At 73.9% G+C, this 15992-nt stretch carries 13 protein-coding genes; 6 read left to right on the forward strand and 7 right to left on the reverse strand.

Annotated elements, in window-relative coordinates:
• Positions 1-116: 116 nt before the first annotated feature.
• Positions 117-2390 carry a heavy metal translocating P-type ATPase gene (locus ACFWTC_RS06955; RefSeq protein WP_383917217.1) on the reverse strand — a complete coding sequence of 758 codons (2274 nt, stop codon included), beginning with the start codon at positions 2388-2390 and terminating at the stop codon, positions 117-119.
• A gap of 132 nt (positions 2391-2522) precedes the next feature.
• Positions 2523-2762, reverse strand: coding sequence for a heavy-metal-associated domain-containing protein (locus tag ACFWTC_RS06960; protein ID WP_383917220.1), 240 nt, complete (start codon positions 2760-2762; stop codon positions 2523-2525).
• 241 nt (positions 2763-3003) lie between these two features.
• Between ACFWTC_RS06960 and ACFWTC_RS06965 the strand changes: the two genes are divergently transcribed.
• The gene (locus ACFWTC_RS06965; RefSeq protein ID WP_384027959.1) at positions 3004-3342 is read left to right on the forward strand and encodes a hypothetical protein; all 339 of its coding nucleotides are present in this window, start codon (positions 3004-3006) and stop codon (positions 3340-3342) included.
• Here ACFWTC_RS06965 and ACFWTC_RS06970 read toward each other — a convergent pair.
• On the reverse strand, positions 3320-4003 hold the full coding sequence (locus ACFWTC_RS06970) for a TetR family transcriptional regulator (protein WP_384027958.1): 684 nt from the start codon (positions 4001-4003) through the stop codon (positions 3320-3322). The genes ACFWTC_RS06965 and ACFWTC_RS06970 overlap by 23 nt on opposite strands.
• A gap of 130 nt (positions 4004-4133) precedes the next feature.
• Between ACFWTC_RS06970 and ACFWTC_RS06975 the strand changes: the two genes are divergently transcribed.
• Positions 4134-6419 (forward strand): MMPL family transporter, encoded by a 2286-nt coding sequence (locus ACFWTC_RS06975; RefSeq protein WP_384027957.1) that lies wholly within the window; start codon positions 4134-4136, stop codon positions 6417-6419.
• Positions 6420-6522: 103 nt separating this feature from the next.
• Here the strand turns inward: ACFWTC_RS06975 and ACFWTC_RS06980 are convergent, their stop codons facing one another.
• From ACFWTC_RS06980 to ACFWTC_RS06990, 3 genes are all read right to left on the reverse strand, one after another.
• Positions 6523-6723, reverse strand: coding sequence for an AlpA family transcriptional regulator (locus tag ACFWTC_RS06980; RefSeq protein WP_053674774.1), 201 nt, complete (start codon positions 6721-6723; stop codon positions 6523-6525).
• Between the two features lie 329 nt (positions 6724-7052).
• Positions 7053-8063, reverse strand: coding sequence for a Gfo/Idh/MocA family protein (locus ACFWTC_RS06985; protein WP_384027956.1), 1011 nt, complete (start codon positions 8061-8063; stop codon positions 7053-7055).
• Between the two features lie 23 nt (positions 8064-8086).
• The gene (locus tag ACFWTC_RS06990; RefSeq protein ID WP_384027955.1) at positions 8087-9001 is read right to left on the reverse strand and encodes a sugar phosphate isomerase/epimerase family protein; all 915 of its coding nucleotides are present in this window, start codon (positions 8999-9001) and stop codon (positions 8087-8089) included.
• A 309-nt stretch (positions 9002-9310) separates the two neighbouring features.
• Between ACFWTC_RS06990 and iolC the strand changes: the two genes are divergently transcribed.
• The 4 genes from iolC to ACFWTC_RS07010 are packed head-to-tail and all read left to right on the forward strand — an operon-like array spanning position 9311 to position 14634.
• Positions 9311-10234 (forward strand): 5-dehydro-2-deoxygluconokinase, encoded by a 924-nt coding sequence (iolC, locus tag ACFWTC_RS06995; RefSeq protein ID WP_383917324.1) that lies wholly within the window; start codon positions 9311-9313, stop codon positions 10232-10234.
• A complete protein-coding gene (gene iolB / locus ACFWTC_RS07000) occupies positions 10218-11252 on the forward strand; it encodes a 5-deoxy-glucuronate isomerase (RefSeq protein WP_384027954.1) in 1035 nt (344 codons plus the stop codon). The genes iolC and iolB overlap by 17 nt, the downstream gene beginning before the upstream one ends.
• The gene (gene iolD / locus ACFWTC_RS07005) at positions 11249-13123 is read left to right on the forward strand and encodes a 3D-(3,5/4)-trihydroxycyclohexane-1,2-dione acylhydrolase (decyclizing) (RefSeq protein ID WP_383917240.1); all 1875 of its coding nucleotides are present in this window, start codon (positions 11249-11251) and stop codon (positions 13121-13123) included. The genes iolB and iolD overlap by 4 nt, the downstream gene beginning before the upstream one ends.
• 11 nt (positions 13124-13134) lie before the next feature.
• Positions 13135-14634: a CoA-acylating methylmalonate-semialdehyde dehydrogenase gene (locus tag ACFWTC_RS07010; RefSeq protein ID WP_383917243.1), complete on the forward strand. Its 1500-nt coding sequence runs from the start codon at positions 13135-13137 to the stop codon at positions 14632-14634.
• Between the two features lie 156 nt (positions 14635-14790).
• On the opposite strand, the gene ACFWTC_RS07015 is transcribed toward ACFWTC_RS07010, so the two are convergent.
• The gene (locus ACFWTC_RS07015; RefSeq protein WP_384074090.1) at positions 14791-15969 is read right to left on the reverse strand and encodes a WxL protein peptidoglycan domain-containing protein; all 1179 of its coding nucleotides are present in this window, start codon (positions 15967-15969) and stop codon (positions 14791-14793) included.
• Between the last annotated feature and the right edge of the window lie 23 nt (positions 15970-15992).

Raw genomic sequence — 15992 nt, forward strand, 5'->3', positions numbered from 1 at the left:
AAGACGTCCCTGGCATCGCCCCATTAGACCCACGACGACCCCGGATGGTTACGTTGCGATCACTGTGATCTGCGTCTCGCGTGAAGAAAGCGTGGCGGGGATGCGAAGGTGATCCACTAGCGGAAGGACCGCAACCGGAGGCTGTTGGTCACCACGAAGACCGAGGAGAAGGCCATGGCGGCCCCCGCGATCATCGGGTTGAGCAGTCCGGCGGCGGCCAGCGGCAGGGCCGCCACGTTGTAGCCGAACGCCCAGAACAGGTTGCCCCTGATCGTGGACAGGGTCCGCCGGGACAGCCGGATCGCGTCCGCCGCCACCCTGAGGTCGCCCCGTACGAGGGTCAGGTCGCCGGCCTCGATGGCGGCGTCGGTGCCCGTGCCCATGGCCAGACCCAGGTCCGCCTGGGCCAGCGCGGCCGCGTCGTTGACCCCGTCGCCGACCATGGCGACCGTACGGCCCTCGGCCTGGAGCCGCTTGACCACGTCGACCTTGTCCTGCGGCAGTACTTCCGCGATCACCTCGTCGATGCCCACCGCGCGGGCCACCGTCTCGGCCACGGCCTTGTTGTCGCCGGTCAGCAGCACCGGCGTCAGGCCCAGCGCGCGCAGCCTGGCGACCGCCTCGGCGCTGGTCTCCTTGACCGCGTCGGCCACGGTCAGCACCCCGCGCGCCGCCCCGTCCCAGGCCACGAGGACGGCGGTGTCGCCCGCCGCCTCGGCGTCGGCCAGGGCCGCCGCGAGCGCCCCGGGCAGCTCGATCGAGCGTTCGGCCAGCAGCCGGGCGCGGCCCACCAGGACGGCGTGGCCGTCGACCGAACCCCGGACGCCCAGCCCGGCGAGGTTCTCGAAGTCCTCCGGCACCGACAGCCCCCCGGGGAGGTCGGCGGCGCCCGCCGCGACGGCTCGGGCGATCGGGTGCTCGGAGGCGTGCTCCAGTGAACCGGCGAGGCGGAGCAGCTGCGAGGGGTCGACGCCCCCGGCGGGGTGGACGCCGGTCAGCGCCATCCGGCCGGTGGTGACCGTACCGGTCTTGTCCAGGACGACGGTGTCCACGCGGCGGGTGGACTCCAGCACCTCGGGGCCCTTGATCAGGATGCCGAGCTGCGCTCCCCGGCCGGTGCCGACCATCAGCGCGGTCGGGGTGGCCAGGCCCAGGGCGCACGGGCAGGCGATGATCAGGACGGCCACGGCGGCCGTGAAGGCGGCGGTGGGGTTGTCGGTGGCGAGCAGCCAGCCGACCCAGGTGCCGAGCGCGAGGACGAGGACGACGGGGACGAAGACGGCGGAGATCCGGTCGGCGAGCCGCTGCACCTCCGCCTTGCCGTTCTGGGCGTCCTCGACGAGCCTCGCGATCCGGGCCAGCTGGGTGTCGGAGCCCACCCGGGTGGCCTCGACGACCAGGCGCCCCGAGGTGTTGACGGTGGCGCCGGTGACGGCGTCCCCCGGGGCCACCTCGACCGGCACCGACTCACCGGTCAGCATGGAGGCGTCCACGGCGGATTCGCCCTCGACGACCGTGCCGTCGGTGGCGATCTTCTCGCCGGGGCGGACGACGAACCGGTCACCGGCCTGGAGCATGCCCACCGGTACGCGGACCTCGGCGCCGCCGCGCAGGACGGCGACGTCCTTGGCGCCCAGCCGCAGCAGGGCCTTGAGGGCCGCGCCCGACTTCCGCTTGGCGCGCGCCTCCAGGTGGCGGCCGAGCAGGATGAAGGTGACGACGCCGGCCGCGACCTCCAGGTAGACGGCGGAGGAGCCGTCGGTCCGGGAGACGGTGAAGTCGAATCCGTGCCGCATGCCGGGCATGCCCGCGTGGCCGAAGAACAGGGCCCACAGGGACCAGGTGAAGGCTGCGAGCGTGCCGACCGAGACCAGGGTGTCCATGGTGGCGGCGCCGTGCCGGGCGTTGGTCCAGGCGGCCCGGTGGAAGGGGAGGGCGCCCCAGACGACGACGGGGGCGGCGAGCGTCAGGGAGAGCCACTGCCAGTTGTCGAACTGGAGCGCCGGGACCATCGCGAGGAGCACGACGGGGGTGGCGAGGACGGCGGAGACGAGCAGGCGGGTGCGGAGCGCGGCCGACTCGGGGTCGGCTGCCTCCGGGGCCCCGTCCGCTCCGGTTCCCGGGCCGGCCGGGGCGCCCGGCGCGAGCTCCGGCTGCGGGGGTTCCTCGGCGGTGTACCCGGTCTTCACGACGGTCGCGATCAGATCGGCGACCCGGACGTCACCCGCGTACGAGACCTTCGCCTTCTCGGTGGCGTAGTTCACCGTCGCGGTGACCCCGTCCATCCGGTTCAGCTTCTTCTCGATGCGGGCCGCGCAGGAGGCGCAGGTCATTCCGCCGATCGTGAGCTCGACCGCCGCTATGGGCCCGTCGTGCACTGTGCTGGTCATGTTCCGGTGCTCCAGGGGGAGGGCCGGGCGGTACGGAACCGGTATGAGCCGGCCGGCAACGCCCGGCGGGGTGCTGCGGGTGCTGCGGGGGCGGGGTGCCGCCCGGGGTGGGGGGTGGTGGCGCCGGGCCGGTTATGGCTGGGCGGGGCCGGCGTACTCGTAACCCGCCTCGTCCACGGCGGCGCGCACGTCCTCGTCCGCCAGCGGTGCGGCGGAGACCACGGTGACCTCGCCGGTCGCGGCGACGGCCTTGACCGAGGTGACGCCGGGCAGGGCGGAGAGCTCCGCGGTCACCGCGCCCTCGCAGTGCCCGCAGGTCATGCCGGTCACGCGGTAGACGGTGGTGGTCTGGGTGTCCGTCTCGGCGGTCATGTCGTTCTCCTCATGAGGGGTGGGTCCGGTCGCGGGGGCGGCGGTTATCTCCAGCCTGTTCCTCCGACACTTCGAGATTATACCCCTAGGGGGTATCGAAGCGAGGATGTGCGCCCGTTCTTTTGCAGTGGACGATACGGGTGCCCAGTACGTGAATGGCGCATATGGATCAACCGGGGGATCCTCGTTCTGATCATGACCGCCGCCGTGCTCGCCCCGCTGCTCGCGTACGGGTTCTCGCGTGCGGGGGCTGCCGATGTGGCTGCCGGCCCCGCGGGACCTGGGGCGGCGCGACCGCTCGGCGCTGGCGCTGTTCGGCTCCACCGCGCTGCCGCTGGTCGTCGACATCACCACGATGGGGGTGCGGGACGGGAGGGTCGAGCCGGGAGAGGCGGCGGCGCTCGTGGGCGCGGGGATGCTGTCCGCGCTGGTGTTTCCGCTGGTGGGGCTGCGGCTGTGGCTGTGGCTGCGGACCGGCTCCGGGGAGGAGTCCGGGTCGGGCAGGGGGTCGGGGCCGGGCAGGGGGTCGGGGCCGGGCGGCCGGCGCCCGGACCGGGTCAGCGGGAGCGAGCCGTGGTGACCATGGGCTCCAGGTAGCGGAGCAGGACGGTCTTCAGTTCGGCGGTGTAGGCGGCGCGCTCGGGGCCCTCGTGGGCCAGGATCAGGTCCAGCGCCGACTTGAAGATGCCCAGGATCATGTTCGAGGTGTGGGTGAGCTCGGCGGCCGTGGCGGCGGGGGCGAAGCCGTGCAGGACCGCCTCGATCCGGGTGAGCAGGTTGCAGTGCAGCTCCTCGTGCTCCTGCGTGATGCCGGGGACGCCGGGGCCGTGCATCAGCGCCCAGAACGCGGGGTTCTCGCAGTTGAACGCGATGACCGGGTCCAGGACGGCGTCCAGCAGCTCGGGCAGGGGGCGGTCCAGGTTCTCGGGCAGGAAGGCCTGGCCGTGCGTCTCGTGCGCGCGCTGGAGCAGCCGGCCGCCCAGCTCGATCGCGATGGCCTCCTTGTTCGGGAAGAACTGGTAGAGCGTGCCCGGTGAGACCCCGGCCTCGCGCGCGATCGCGTTGGTGCTGGCCGCGGCGTATCCGGTACGGCAGAACACGCCCGAGGCGGCCGCCAGGAGCTGGCTGATCCGCCGCTCCCCGCGGGCCTGGCGGCGCCGGGGAGCGGCGGCCGCGGTCCGGTCGGATTCCGTCGGCTCCCCTGCCTCTTCTGCCGTTTTGTCCTGGGGTGTCCCCGGCATGTCCAATCCCTTGCTTCCCGTGGGCGATTGACAAACGCGAGGGGTCGCTCGCATTCTAAATGAACGCGAGCGACTGCTCGTATTTGCCAGTCTATTCGGCCTGGCAATCAGGTGAAGGGGACACCCAGTCATGTCCGAAGTCAAGAATCCGCCGCCGCCCGGGGAGAGCGGCCGGTGGACCCGGATCGTCACGGCCCGGCCGCGGCTCTCGCTGCTGCTGGCCCTGGTCGTGACGGCGCTGGCCGTGTTCGCCGGAGGCGGCGTCGCCGAGCGGATGGGCAGCGGCGGCTGGGAGGACCCGGACGCGCAGTCCACCCGTGCGGCCTCCGTGCTGGAACGCGAGTTCCCCGGCTCCCAGCCCAACCTGCTGCTGCTCGTGGACGCCCGGGACGGCGCCGCCGGGGTCGACGATCCCGCCGTCGCCGCCGAGGCGGAGCGTCTGACGGTCCGCCTCGCCGCCGAACAGGGGGTCGCCGGCGTCGGCTCCTACTGGCGCACGCCACTGCCCGCGCTGCGCTCCGAGGACGGCGGGCGGGCGCTGATCGCCGCCCGGGTGACGGGTGACGAGAAGACCACCACCCGCGTGCTGGACCGGATCGCCCCGCACTACCAGGGGGACCACGGGCCGGTCAGGGTCTCGCTCGGCGGGCAGGCCGCCGTCCAGCGGGAGGTGACCGCAACGATCCAGGAGGACCTGCTGCGCGCCGAGCTGATCGCCCTGCCGGTGACGCTCGTCCTGCTCGTCCTCGTCTTCGGCAGCGCGGTGGCCGCCCTGCTGCCGCTCGGCGTCGGCATCGTCGCCGTCCTCGGGACGAACGCGGTGCTGCGCGGGCTCACCGAGTTCACCGACGTCTCCGTCTTCGCCCAGAACCTGACCACCGCCCTCGGGCTCGGACTCGCCATCGACTACGCCCTGTTCATCGTGCGGAGGTTCCGCGAGGAGCTCGCCGCGGGCCGCGACCCGGTCGGCGCCGTCGGAGCCACCCTGCGCACCGCGGGCCGCACCGTGCTGTTCTCGGCGCTGACCGTCGCCGTCTCGCTCTCGGCGATGCTCTTCTTCCCGATGTACTTCCTGCGGTCCTTCGCCTACGCCGGGGTCGCGGTGGTCCTGCTGGCGGCGGCCGCCGCGCTGATCCTGCTGCCCGCGGCCCTGGTGCTGCTCGGCCACCGCGTCAACTCCCTGGACCTGCGCGCGCTGTGGCGCCGGGCCCGGCGTACCGACGGGGCGCGGCAGGCCGGGGAGCCCGGCCGGGGCTGGGCGCGGACGACCGCGCTGGTGATGCGGCGGGCCCCGCTGTTCGCCGTGGCCACTACGGCGGGGCTGCTGCTGCTCGGCCTGCCCTTCCTCGGGGTGAAGTTCGGCACCGTGGACGACCGGCAACTGCCGACCACCGCCGAGTCGCACGTGGTTCAGCAGCAGATCCGGGACGGCTTCCCGGGCAGCCCCGGGGGCGGGCTGATCGTGCTCGCCGAGGGGGCGGCGGGGGCCGCTGACCTGACCGCGTACCGGGACCGGGTGGACGCCCTGCCCGGGGTGGTCCGGATCGACGGCCCGGTGAGCGCCGGACCCGGCTCGCCGTACGCCTACTTCTCGGTCGCCGCAGAGGGGGAGGCCGTGGGCCCGCAGGCGCAGGACCTCGTCGGCGAGGTGCGGAAGGTGGACGCACCCTTCGAGACGTCCGTGACCGGACAGGCGGCGGTGCTCGTGGACGCCCAGGACGCCATAGTGGAGGAACTGCCCGCGGCCCTGGCCCTGGTGGTGCTGGCCACGCTGCTGCTGGTGTTCCTGCTCACCGGGAGCGTCCTGATACCGGTGCAGGCGATCCTGCTCAACGCGCTGAGCCTGACCGCGATGTTCGGGGCGGTGGTGTGGGTCTTCCAGGAGGGCAACCTCTCGGGCCTGCTCTCCTTCACCTCGACCGGTGACATCGAGACCACCCTGCCGGTGTTGATGTTCTGCATCGCCTTCGGACTCTCCATGGACTACGGGGTGTTCCTCATATCGCGGATCAAGGAGGAGTACGACCGGACCGGGGACCACGAGGGGGCGGTGCGCGCCGGGCTGGCCCGCACGGGCGGACTGATCACCGCGGCGGCCGTGATCCTGGCGGTGGTGATGGTGGCCATCGGCACCTCGCGGGTCACCAATACCAAGATGCTGGGGCTCGGGATCGCCCTGGCGGTCCTGATGGACGCCATGGTCGTACGGAGCCTGCTGGTCCCCGCGGTCATGAAGCTGACCGGGAAGGCTACCTGGTGGGCGCCGGGACCGCTGCGCCGGCTGTACGAGCGGTTCGGGCTGAGCGAGGGCGAGTCCGCCGTCCCGGCGCCCGGTCCGGGAACGGGTCCGCAGGCGGGTCCGGGACCGGAGGCGGGGGCCGGAGAGGCGGAGCGGATACCGGCCGGGGCCCGGTAGGCCCGGCCGCGGGGGCGGCCCGGTAGGCCCGCCCGCCCCGGCGGCGGGGACCGGGGCGGGGCGGGGGTGGTGACGACCGGGTGGGGACGGTCGGGGTGGGCGGTCAGTCCTCGCGGCGGCCCCGGTTGCCGGGGCGGCGGGCCACCCAGGCGCGGATGGTGTCGGCGTACCAGTAGGGCTTGCCGCCCTCCACGTGGTCGGGTGCGGGAAGCAGCCCGTGCTTGCGGTAGGAGCGGACCGTGTCCGGCTGGACCCGGATGTGGGCGGCGATCTCCTTGTACGACCACAGCTGTCGGTCGCTCATGCACGACACCTCCTTGTCCACGCCGCGGGGCCGGCCGGGAGGCCGTCGGGGGAGCCGGCGCGTGGACACTGACGATCACTCGAGTTGTGCCCGGGGAACGACGCAGGGTGAGGGCAGGGGAGGGGCTGTCGACCGCCTGTGACGGAAAACCCGCGTAATGCGGATATGCGTGACACAAGCGGGACCCCTGTGACAGATGCAACACGCCGCCCCCCGGTGGTCGCCGGGGGCCGGAGTCAGGGCTCAGGGGTCAGGCCGGGGGCCGGGAAGGGGCGGACAGGCACCAGGAGGTCGGGGCTCCCGGCACCCGTGGCGGCGGAGAGGGGGGATCAGCGGTACAGGGGCGGGCGTTCCACCAGCTCGACCGGGGTCCGTACGCCGCTGCGCGCCGCCGCCAGGCCGGCCTCGGAGACGGCCGACGCCGCGTACCCGTCCCAGGCGTCCGGCCCGGTCACCCGGCCCCGTGCGGCCGCGGCCACCCAGCTCCGCAGCTGGCGGTCGTAGGCGTCGGCGAAGCGCACCGTGAAGTCCTGCGCGATCTCACCGCCCCACCGGCCCGCCGCCTGGACGACCATCGCGTGCCCCTCGCCGATCAGGGCGCTGCCCGACTCGCCGACCGCCTCGCACCGCACCTGGTACCCGACACCGCAGTTGACGAAGATCTCCACGTCGACGACGGCCCCGCCGGAGGTCTCCAGCAGCACCAGCCGGGGGTCGCGCAGTCCCTCCGGCGCTGCCGAGGAGGGCGTGGGGGAGAGCACGGACACCGCCGTGACCTCCTGTCCCAGCAGCCAGCGCGCCGCATCCACCTCGTGCACCACGGAATCCGTGATCAGCATGTCGCTGGTGAAGAAGGAGGGGGAGGCCGCGTTGCGGTGCCGGCAGTGGAGGAAGAGCGGCCGGCCGATCCCGCCCGCGTCCAGCAGCTCCTTCAGCCGCTCGTACTCGGTGTCGTACCGCCGCATGAAACCGACCTGCACCAGACGGCGCCCCAGCCGCTGTTCGGCCTCCATGATCCGCACGGCGCCCGCCGGGTCCGGGGTCAGCGGCTTCTCGCACAGCACCGGCAACCCCCGCTCCAGGGCCCGCAGGACGGCCTCCTCGTGGGCCGGTCCCGGCGAGGCGATCAGCACCGCGTCCACCCCGGGCGCGGCTATCGCCGCCGCCGCGTCGGTGTACGCGCCCGCCCCGTCCAGGGTGCCCGCCAGCTCCTTGACCCGGTCCCCGTCCGGATCCGCCAGGGCCACCACCCTGGCCCCGCCGACGGTCCGGCCGATCCGGCGGACGTGGTCCGCGCCCATCTTCCCGGTGCCGATGACGGCGATGCCGAGCGTGCTCATGTCGTTGGGTCCCTTCCGGAGGGTCAGCGGGCGCCGCAGGAGCGCAGGTAGGCCCGGGTCCGCCGGGCGATCGGCAGCGGCCGGTCGGGCGGGCAGGGGTACATGTCCTGCTCCACGATCGCGAACAGGTCCACTCCGAGCCGCTGGGCCGCCGCCAGCACCGGCTCCAGGTCCGGCACCCCCGACGGAGGTTCGCACATCACCCCGCGGGCCACGGCCGGACCGAAGGGGACGCCGTCCGCGACGACTTCGGCGAGGACGCGCGGATCCACCTGCTTGAGGTGGAGGTAGCCGATCCGTTCCGCGAAGGTCTCGACGGCCCGGACGCTGTCGCCGCCGCAGTACGCGTAGTGCCCGGTGTCCAGGCACAGGGAGACCAGCTCGGGATCGGTGGCGTCCAGGAACCGGGCCACGTTCTCCGGGGTGTCGACGTGGGTGTCGGCGTGCGGGTGCACGACGATCCGCAGCCCGTACCGGTCCCGGACCTCGCGGCCCAGCCGCTCGGTCTGGGCGGTCAGGTCGCGCCACTGGCCGGCGGTGAGGGTGCGGTCCTCGCGCACCTCCCCGGTCTTGTCGTCCCGCCAGAAGGAGGGGATGACCACGAGATGGGACGCGCCCACGTCCCGGGTGAGCGCGGCGATCCGCGACACGTGCTCCCAGGTGTCCTCCCACACGGCGGGCCCGTGATGGAGTCCGGTGAAGACGGTTCCCGCCGAGACGCGCAGCCCGCGCCGGGCCGTCTCCTCGGTGAGGCGGCCGGGATCGGCGGGCAGGTAGCCGTACGGGCCGAGTTCGATCCACTCGTACCCGGCGTCGGCGACCTCGTCGAGGAACCGCTCCCATGGGGTCTGGCGGGGGTCCTCGGGGAACCAGACACCCCAGGAGTCCGGAGCCGAACCGATGCGGATACGGGTCAACGCGGGCGGGGAGGACGTCATAGCGGCCACCTTAGGGTGCGAGGCTCGACGGGGCGGTGAAGAGGACGGTGAAGGCGGTGCGCAGAACGGTGTAGGGCGGAGCGCGGGGTGGCGTAGGGCGCGCACGGCACGGCGCACGGGGCGGGCAGGCGGTGGAGAGGGCGCGCAGGTGGTCGGAACGGAGCAGGACGGAACGGAAGGCGACGGGGTGAGGGGGACGGCGTGGTCGAGGTGGACGACGTGGGCGAGGTGGACGAGGTGGACGAGGTGGACGAGCGAGTGGGAGGACCGACAGTGACCGGCGACCCGTTGGGCTTCGACCTGATCACGATGGGGCGGATCGGGGTGGACCTCTACCCGCTGACGACCGGCGTACCGCTGGCCGCGGTCGACACCTTCGGCAAGTTCCTCGGCGGCTCCCCGGCCAACGTGGCCGTCGCGGCCGCCCGGCTCGGTCGCCGCACGGCCGTGGTCACCCGCACCGGCGCGGACCCCTTCGGCGGGTACCTGCGCGCGGAGCTGCGCCGCCTCGGCGTGGACGACCGGTGGGTGTCCGAGGTCCAGGGGCTCCCCACCCCGCTCACCTTCTGCGAGATCTTCCCGCCCGACCGCTTCCCGCTCTACTTCTACCGCGTGCCGAAGGCACCCGACCTGGAGATCGACGCCGGTGAGCTGGACCTGGAGGCGGTCCGGGCGGCCCGGGTCTTCTGGATGACGGGGACGGGCCTCAGCGAGGAGCCGAGCCGCTCTGCCACCCTCGCCGCGCTGGAGGCCCGCGCCGGGGCCGGGACCACGGTCTTCGACCTGGACTGGCGGCCGACGCTGTGGCGGGAGAAGCCGGAGGCGCACTACGAACGGGCCCTGGCCCTGGCCACGGTGGCCGTCGGCAACCAGGAGGAGTGCGAGATCGCCACCGGCGCGTCCGAGCCGTACGCGGCGGCGCGGGCGCTGCTCGCCGCCGGCGTGGAGCTGGCGGTCGTCAAACGGGGCCCGGACGGCGTGCTGGCGGTCCACCGGGACGGCACGATGGCCGACGTTCCGCCCGTGCCGGTGGAGGTGGTCAACGGCCTCGGCGCGGGCGACGCGTTCGGTGGCGCGCTGTGCCACGGGCTGCTCGCCGGATGGGACCTGGAGCGGACGGTGCGGTTCGCGAACGCGGCCGGGGCCATCGTGGCCACGCGGCTGGCCTGTTCCACCGCGATGCCGTTTCCCGACGAGGTGGAGGAGGTGCTCGGCCGTGCCGGAGGTGTCTGAGTGGGGGATGGAGTGGACGAGGCTGCTCGTGCTCGCCCTCGAACCGGGGGAGACGTACGCGCACCCGTGCGGGGAGGCGGAGTGGATCGTGCTCCCGCTGTCAGGGTCCTGCCGGGTCGACTGCCGGGACCCGGGCCCCGCCCCGGGCGCCGGCCTCGCCCCGCGCGCCGGCCCCGACTCAGGCGCCGCCCCGGGGTCCGCCCCCGGGTCTGGCCCCGGCCCCGGCCCTGCCTCGGGATTCGGCCCTGGACCGGGCGCCGCCTCGGGATCCGCCCCCGGGTCCGGCTCCGGCCCCGGTCAGGCCCCCGGCCCCGGCGGCCGGGTGTGCGCCTTCGAACTGCGCGGCCGTCCCGGGGTGTTCGCCGGGCCCACCGACTTCGCGTACCTGCCCCGGGACGCACACGCCACCGTCACCTCCGCCGCGGGCGGCCGGTTCGCGCTCGCCGGGGCCCGCTGCGAGCGCCGCCTTCCCGCCCGGTACGGCGCGGCCGCCGGCGTCCCCGTCGAGCTGCGGGGCGCCGGCAACTGCTCCCGCCAGGTCAACAACTTCGCCGCCGCCGACTCCTTCGCGTGCGACCGGCTCATCGCCGTCGAGGTGCTCACCCCCGGCGGCAACTGGTCCTCGTACCCGCCCCACAAGCACGACGAGGAACGTCCCGGCGAGGAGTCCCGGCTGGAGGAGATCTACTGGTTCGAGATCGCCCCCCACGGCGACACCCCCGGCCTCGGATACCAGCGGGTCAGCCCCTCCCCGGCCGGGAAGACCGACATCCTCGCCGAGGTGCGCACCGGTGACGCCGTGCTCATCCCGGACGGCTGGCACGGCCCGTCCATCGCCGCCCCCGGGCACGACATGTACTACCTGAACGTGATGGCCGGCCCCGGCCGCACCCGGGAGTGGCTCATCCGGGACCACCCCGACCACGGCTGGATCCGCGCCACCTGGCCGGGCGCGGAGACCGACCCCAGGCTGCCCTTCCCCGGGGCGCCCTTCCCCGAGGCGGAGGCCCCCCGATGAAACTCACCGTCGCGCAGGCCCTCGTCCGCTTCCTCGCCCGCCAGTACACCGAACGCGACGGGCAGCGCCACCGGCTGATCGCCGCCACCTGGGGGATCTTCGGCCACGGCAACGTCGCCGGCATCGGGCAGGCGCTGCTGGAGGCCGGACCGCAGGCGATGCCCTTCCTCCAGGGACGCAACGAGCAGGCCATGGTGCACGCCGCCGTCGGGTACGCCCGCCAGTGCGGGCGGCTCTCCGCACACGCCGTCACCACCTCCATCGGGCCCGGCGCCACCAACCTCGTCACCGGGGCCGCCCTCGCCACGATCAACCGGATCCCGGTGCTCCTGCTGCCCGGGGACACCTTCGCGACCCGTCCCGCCGACCCGGTGCTGCAGCAGCTGGAGGTGCCGTACGCGGGGGACGTCACCGTCAACGACGCCCTGCGGCCCGTCTCCCGCCACTTCGACCGCGTCACCCGGCCCGAGGCGCTGATCCCGGCGGCCCTCCAGGCCGTACGGGTGCTCACCGACCCCGTGCAGACCGGCGCCGTCACCCTCGCGCTGCCGCAGGACGTGCAGGCGCAGGCGTACGACTGGCCCGTGGAGTTCTTCGCCGAGCGGGTCTGGCGCGTGCGCCGGCCCCGGCCCGACCGGTCCGAGCTCGCCGCGGCCGCCGCGGCCGTACGGGGCTCCGCGCGCCCCCTGATCGTCGCCGGCGGCGGCATCCGCTACAGCGGCGCCGGGGCCGCCCTCGCCGCGTTCGCCGAGGCCACCGGCATCCCCGTCGCCGCCACCCAGGCGGGCAAGGGAGCCCTCCCGCACGGCCACCCGGCCGACGTGGGCGGCATCGGGCACACGGGCACGGCCGCCGCCGACGACCTCGCCCGGGAGGCCGACCTGGTGATCGCCGCCGGGACCCGGCTGACGGACTTCACCACCGCTTCGGCGACCCTCTTCCAGAACCCGGCCGTCCGGTTCGTCGGCCTCAACCTGGACGCGTACGACGCCCACAAGCTCGCCGCCCGGCCACTGGTCGCCGACGCCCGCGAGGGCCTCGACGAGCTCAGGGAGGCGGTCACCGGCCACCGCGTCGCCCCCGCGTACGAGGAGGCGTACCGGCGGGGCCGGGCCCGGTGGGAGGCGCGCGTCCACGAGGCCTACGCCGTACCCGCCGCGGACGAGGACCTCCCGCCCACCCAGACCCAGGTGCTCGGGCTGCTCGACGCCCTCGTCGACGGCACGGACATCCTGGTCAACGCGGCCGGCTCGCTCCCCGGCGACCTGCACAAGCTGTGGCGGACCCGCTCGGCGGACCAGTACCACGTCGAGTACGGGTACTCCTGCATGGGCTACGAGATCCCCGCCGCCCTCGGCGTGGCCCTCGCCGCGCCCGGCCGGCCCGTGTGGGCGCTGGTCGGCGACGGGACGTACCTGATGAACCCGACCGAGCTCGTCACCGCCGTGCAGGAGGGGGTCCCCGTCAAGGTGGTGATCCTCGACAACCACGGCTACGCCTCCATCGGCGGCCTGTCGGGGGCCGTCGGCGGCGAGGGCTTCGCCACCGCGTACCGCTTCCGGGCGCCCGACGCCTCGTACACGGGGGACCCCCTTCCGGTGGACCTCGCGGCGAACGCGGCCTCCCTCGGGATGGCCGTCATCCGCGCCCACACCGTGCGTGACCTGCGCGAAGCCCTTGCCGAGGCGCGTTCGGCGACGCGTCCCACATGTGTCTACGTACAGACCCGAACGCCCGACACTGTGTCGGGCCCACCCCCGGCACAGGCGTGGTGGGATGTTCCTGTGGCCGAGACCGCGACCCGCAAGGCGGCGGTCGAAGCCCGTGAAGCGTACGACCGGCAAGCCGCGCAGCGACGTCGCCATCTGTGAAGGAGCAAGGCATGAAGACCGTCAACCACTGGATCGGTGGCAAGACCGTCGAGGGCGCGTCGGGCAACTACGGCCCGGTCACCGACCCGGCCACCGGCGAGGTCACGACCCAGGTCGCGCTCGCCTCCGCCGAGGAGGTCGACGCGGCGGTACGGATCGCCCAGGAGGCGTTCGCGTCCTGGGGCCAGTCCTCGCTGGCCGCCCGTACCAAGGTGCTGTTCGCCTACCGCGCCCTGCTCGACGCCAACCGCGACGCGATCGCCGAGCTGATCACCGCCGAGCACGGCAAGGTCCACTCGGACGCGCTGGGCGAGGTGGCCCGCGGCCTGGAGATCGTCGAGCTGGCCTGCGGCATCACCACGCAGCTCAAGGGCGAACTGTCGACGTCCGTGTCCAGCCGCGTGGACGTCTCCTCGATCCGCCAGCCGCTGGGCGTCGTCGCGGGCATCACCCCCTTCAACTTCCCGGCGATGGTGCCGATGTGGATGTTCCCGCTGGCCGTGGCCTGCGGGAACACCTTCATCCTCAAGCCGAGCGAGAAGGACCCCTCGGCCGCGAACAAGCTGGCCGAGCTGGCCACCGAGGCCGGTCTGCCGGCGGGCGTCCTCAACGTCGTCCACGGCGACAAGGTCGCCGTCGACGCGCTCCTCGCCCACCCCGGCATCTCGGCCGTCTCCTTCGTCGGCTCCACCCCGATCGCCCGCCACATCCACACGACCGCCTCCGCCAACGGCAAGCGCGTCCAGGCGCTGGGCGGCGCCAAGAACCACATGCTCGTCCTCCCGGACGCCGACCTGGACGCGGCCGCCGACGCGGCGGTCTCCGCCGCGTACGGCTCGGCCGGCGAGCGCTGCATGGCGATCTCCGCGGTCGTGGCCGTCGGCTCCATCGCCGACACCCTCGTCGAGAAGATCCGCGAGCGCGCCGAGAAGATCAAGATCGGCCCCGGCAACGACCCGGACTCCGAGATGGGCCCGCTGATCACCGCCGCCCACCGGGACAAGGTCGCCTCGTACGTCGAGGGCGCGGCCGCCCAGGGCGCGGACGTGATCCTGGACGGCACCGGCTACACGGTGGAGGGCAACGAGAACGGCCACTGGATCGGCCTCTCCCTGCTCGACAACGTCAAGACCGACTCCGACGCCTACCGCGATGAGATCTTCGGTCCGGTCCTGTGCGTCCTGCGCGCCGAGACGTACGAGGAGGGCGTCGCCCTCATCAACGCCTCGCCGTTCGGCAACGGCACCGCGATCTTCACCCGCGACGGCGGCGCCGCCCGCCGCTTCCAGCTGGAGGTCGAGGCGGGCATGGTCGGCGTCAACGTGCCGATCCCGGTGCCGGTGGGCTACCACTCCTTCGGGGGCTGGAAGGACTCGCTCTTCGGCGACCACCACATCTACGGCAACGACGGCATCCACTTCTACACCCGCGGCAAGGTCGTCACCACCCGCTGGCCGGACCCCTCGGACGCTCCGGCGGGCGTGGACCTGGGCTTCCCCCGCAACCACTGACGCCAGCCGACGCCGACGCTGACGCCTCACCGAGTACCCCGAACCGCGGACCCCCGGCCCACCCTCACCGGCCGGGGGTCTCCGCTGCGCCGGTCCTCGCCGGCGCCGGCGCCGGTCCCGTTCCCGGTCCAGCCCCCGTTCCCGTCCCTCGTCCCGTCAGTGCACCCGGGCCACGTCCGGTGCGCAGGCGGGGAGTTCCGCGTCGCGGGCGGCGGCCCGGCGGCGGCGCAACGCCCACAGGGCGGTTCCGGCTCCCGCGAGCACCAGGAGCGCGCCCGCCGCCGGCCAGGGCACGGCGATGAACTCCGCCTCGGACGCCGTGGCCAGGTCGGGGTGGGCCGCCGCGCCCGCGGCGACGCGGACCGTCACCCAGTCGGACTGCGGCGCGTCCGGCCAGGCCTCCGTCAGCTCCACGCGCTGCCCCGGCAGCAGGACGAGCTTCAGATCGCGGGCCGGCCGGTCCAGCACCTCGCGCCCGAACAACCCCTCGGCGGAGACCGTGACGCGCGGCTCGACGACGACGTTCCCCCGGTTGACCAGGGCGTACGTGACGGTGGCGCGGGCGTCCTGGATCCACGGCAGCAGCGGCGCCGACCGGCTGACCCGCACGTCCTCCACGCTCAGCCCCGCGGCCACCGGCCCGGGGACCCGGAAGTAGAGCCGGGCGCCCACCGAGCGCTTCACCCCGACCTGGACCTTGCCCTCCTTCTGCACGCCCTCCACGGCGGTGTTCAGGACCACGATGCCGCCGACGTGGTCGCCGGGCGTCGCGTCCGCCGGCACCTTGACGGTGAACGGGACGTCCTTGCGGCCCTTGGCGGGCACCGTCACCGTGCCCGCCGGCTCCGGCGGCAGGGCGATCCAGGTGCCGACGTCCCTGGGCTTCGTCTCCAGGGGCAGCAGCGCGAAGGCGCCGCCCGACGGGGTGTTCATCGCGTCCGTGGCGAAGACCTGGAACGTCAGCTCCCGGTCGGAGGAGTTGATGATCGTCGCACTGTCGGCGACGGTCGTCCCGGCCGCGCCCTGGTGGAAGAAGTACGCGCGGTCGGTCATCGCCGCACCGGCCGGCGGGGTCGGGAAGACCCCCCAGGTGCCGTTGTCCGCCGCCGTCGCGGCGGAGGCGGGGAGAAGCAGACCCGCGCCCAGCAGGAGCAGGCTGACGAGCAGACCGTACAGAGGGGTGCGGGTGCGGGTGCGCATGGGCGGGTCTCCAGTCGCGGCGGACAGGACGAAGGTGGTGCGGCGCCGGAGCGCCGCACCACCCAGGAGCGAGCGGGGCCGTACGGTGACGCGAAGGAGGAAGTGAAAAACACCACGATTTTGTGGGCCGACCATAAAAGCCGGGGCAGGAGAAAACC

Source organism: Streptomyces sp. NPDC058619, assembly GCF_042717785.1.
GTDB lineage: Bacteria > Actinomycetota > Actinomycetes > Streptomycetales > Streptomycetaceae > Streptomyces.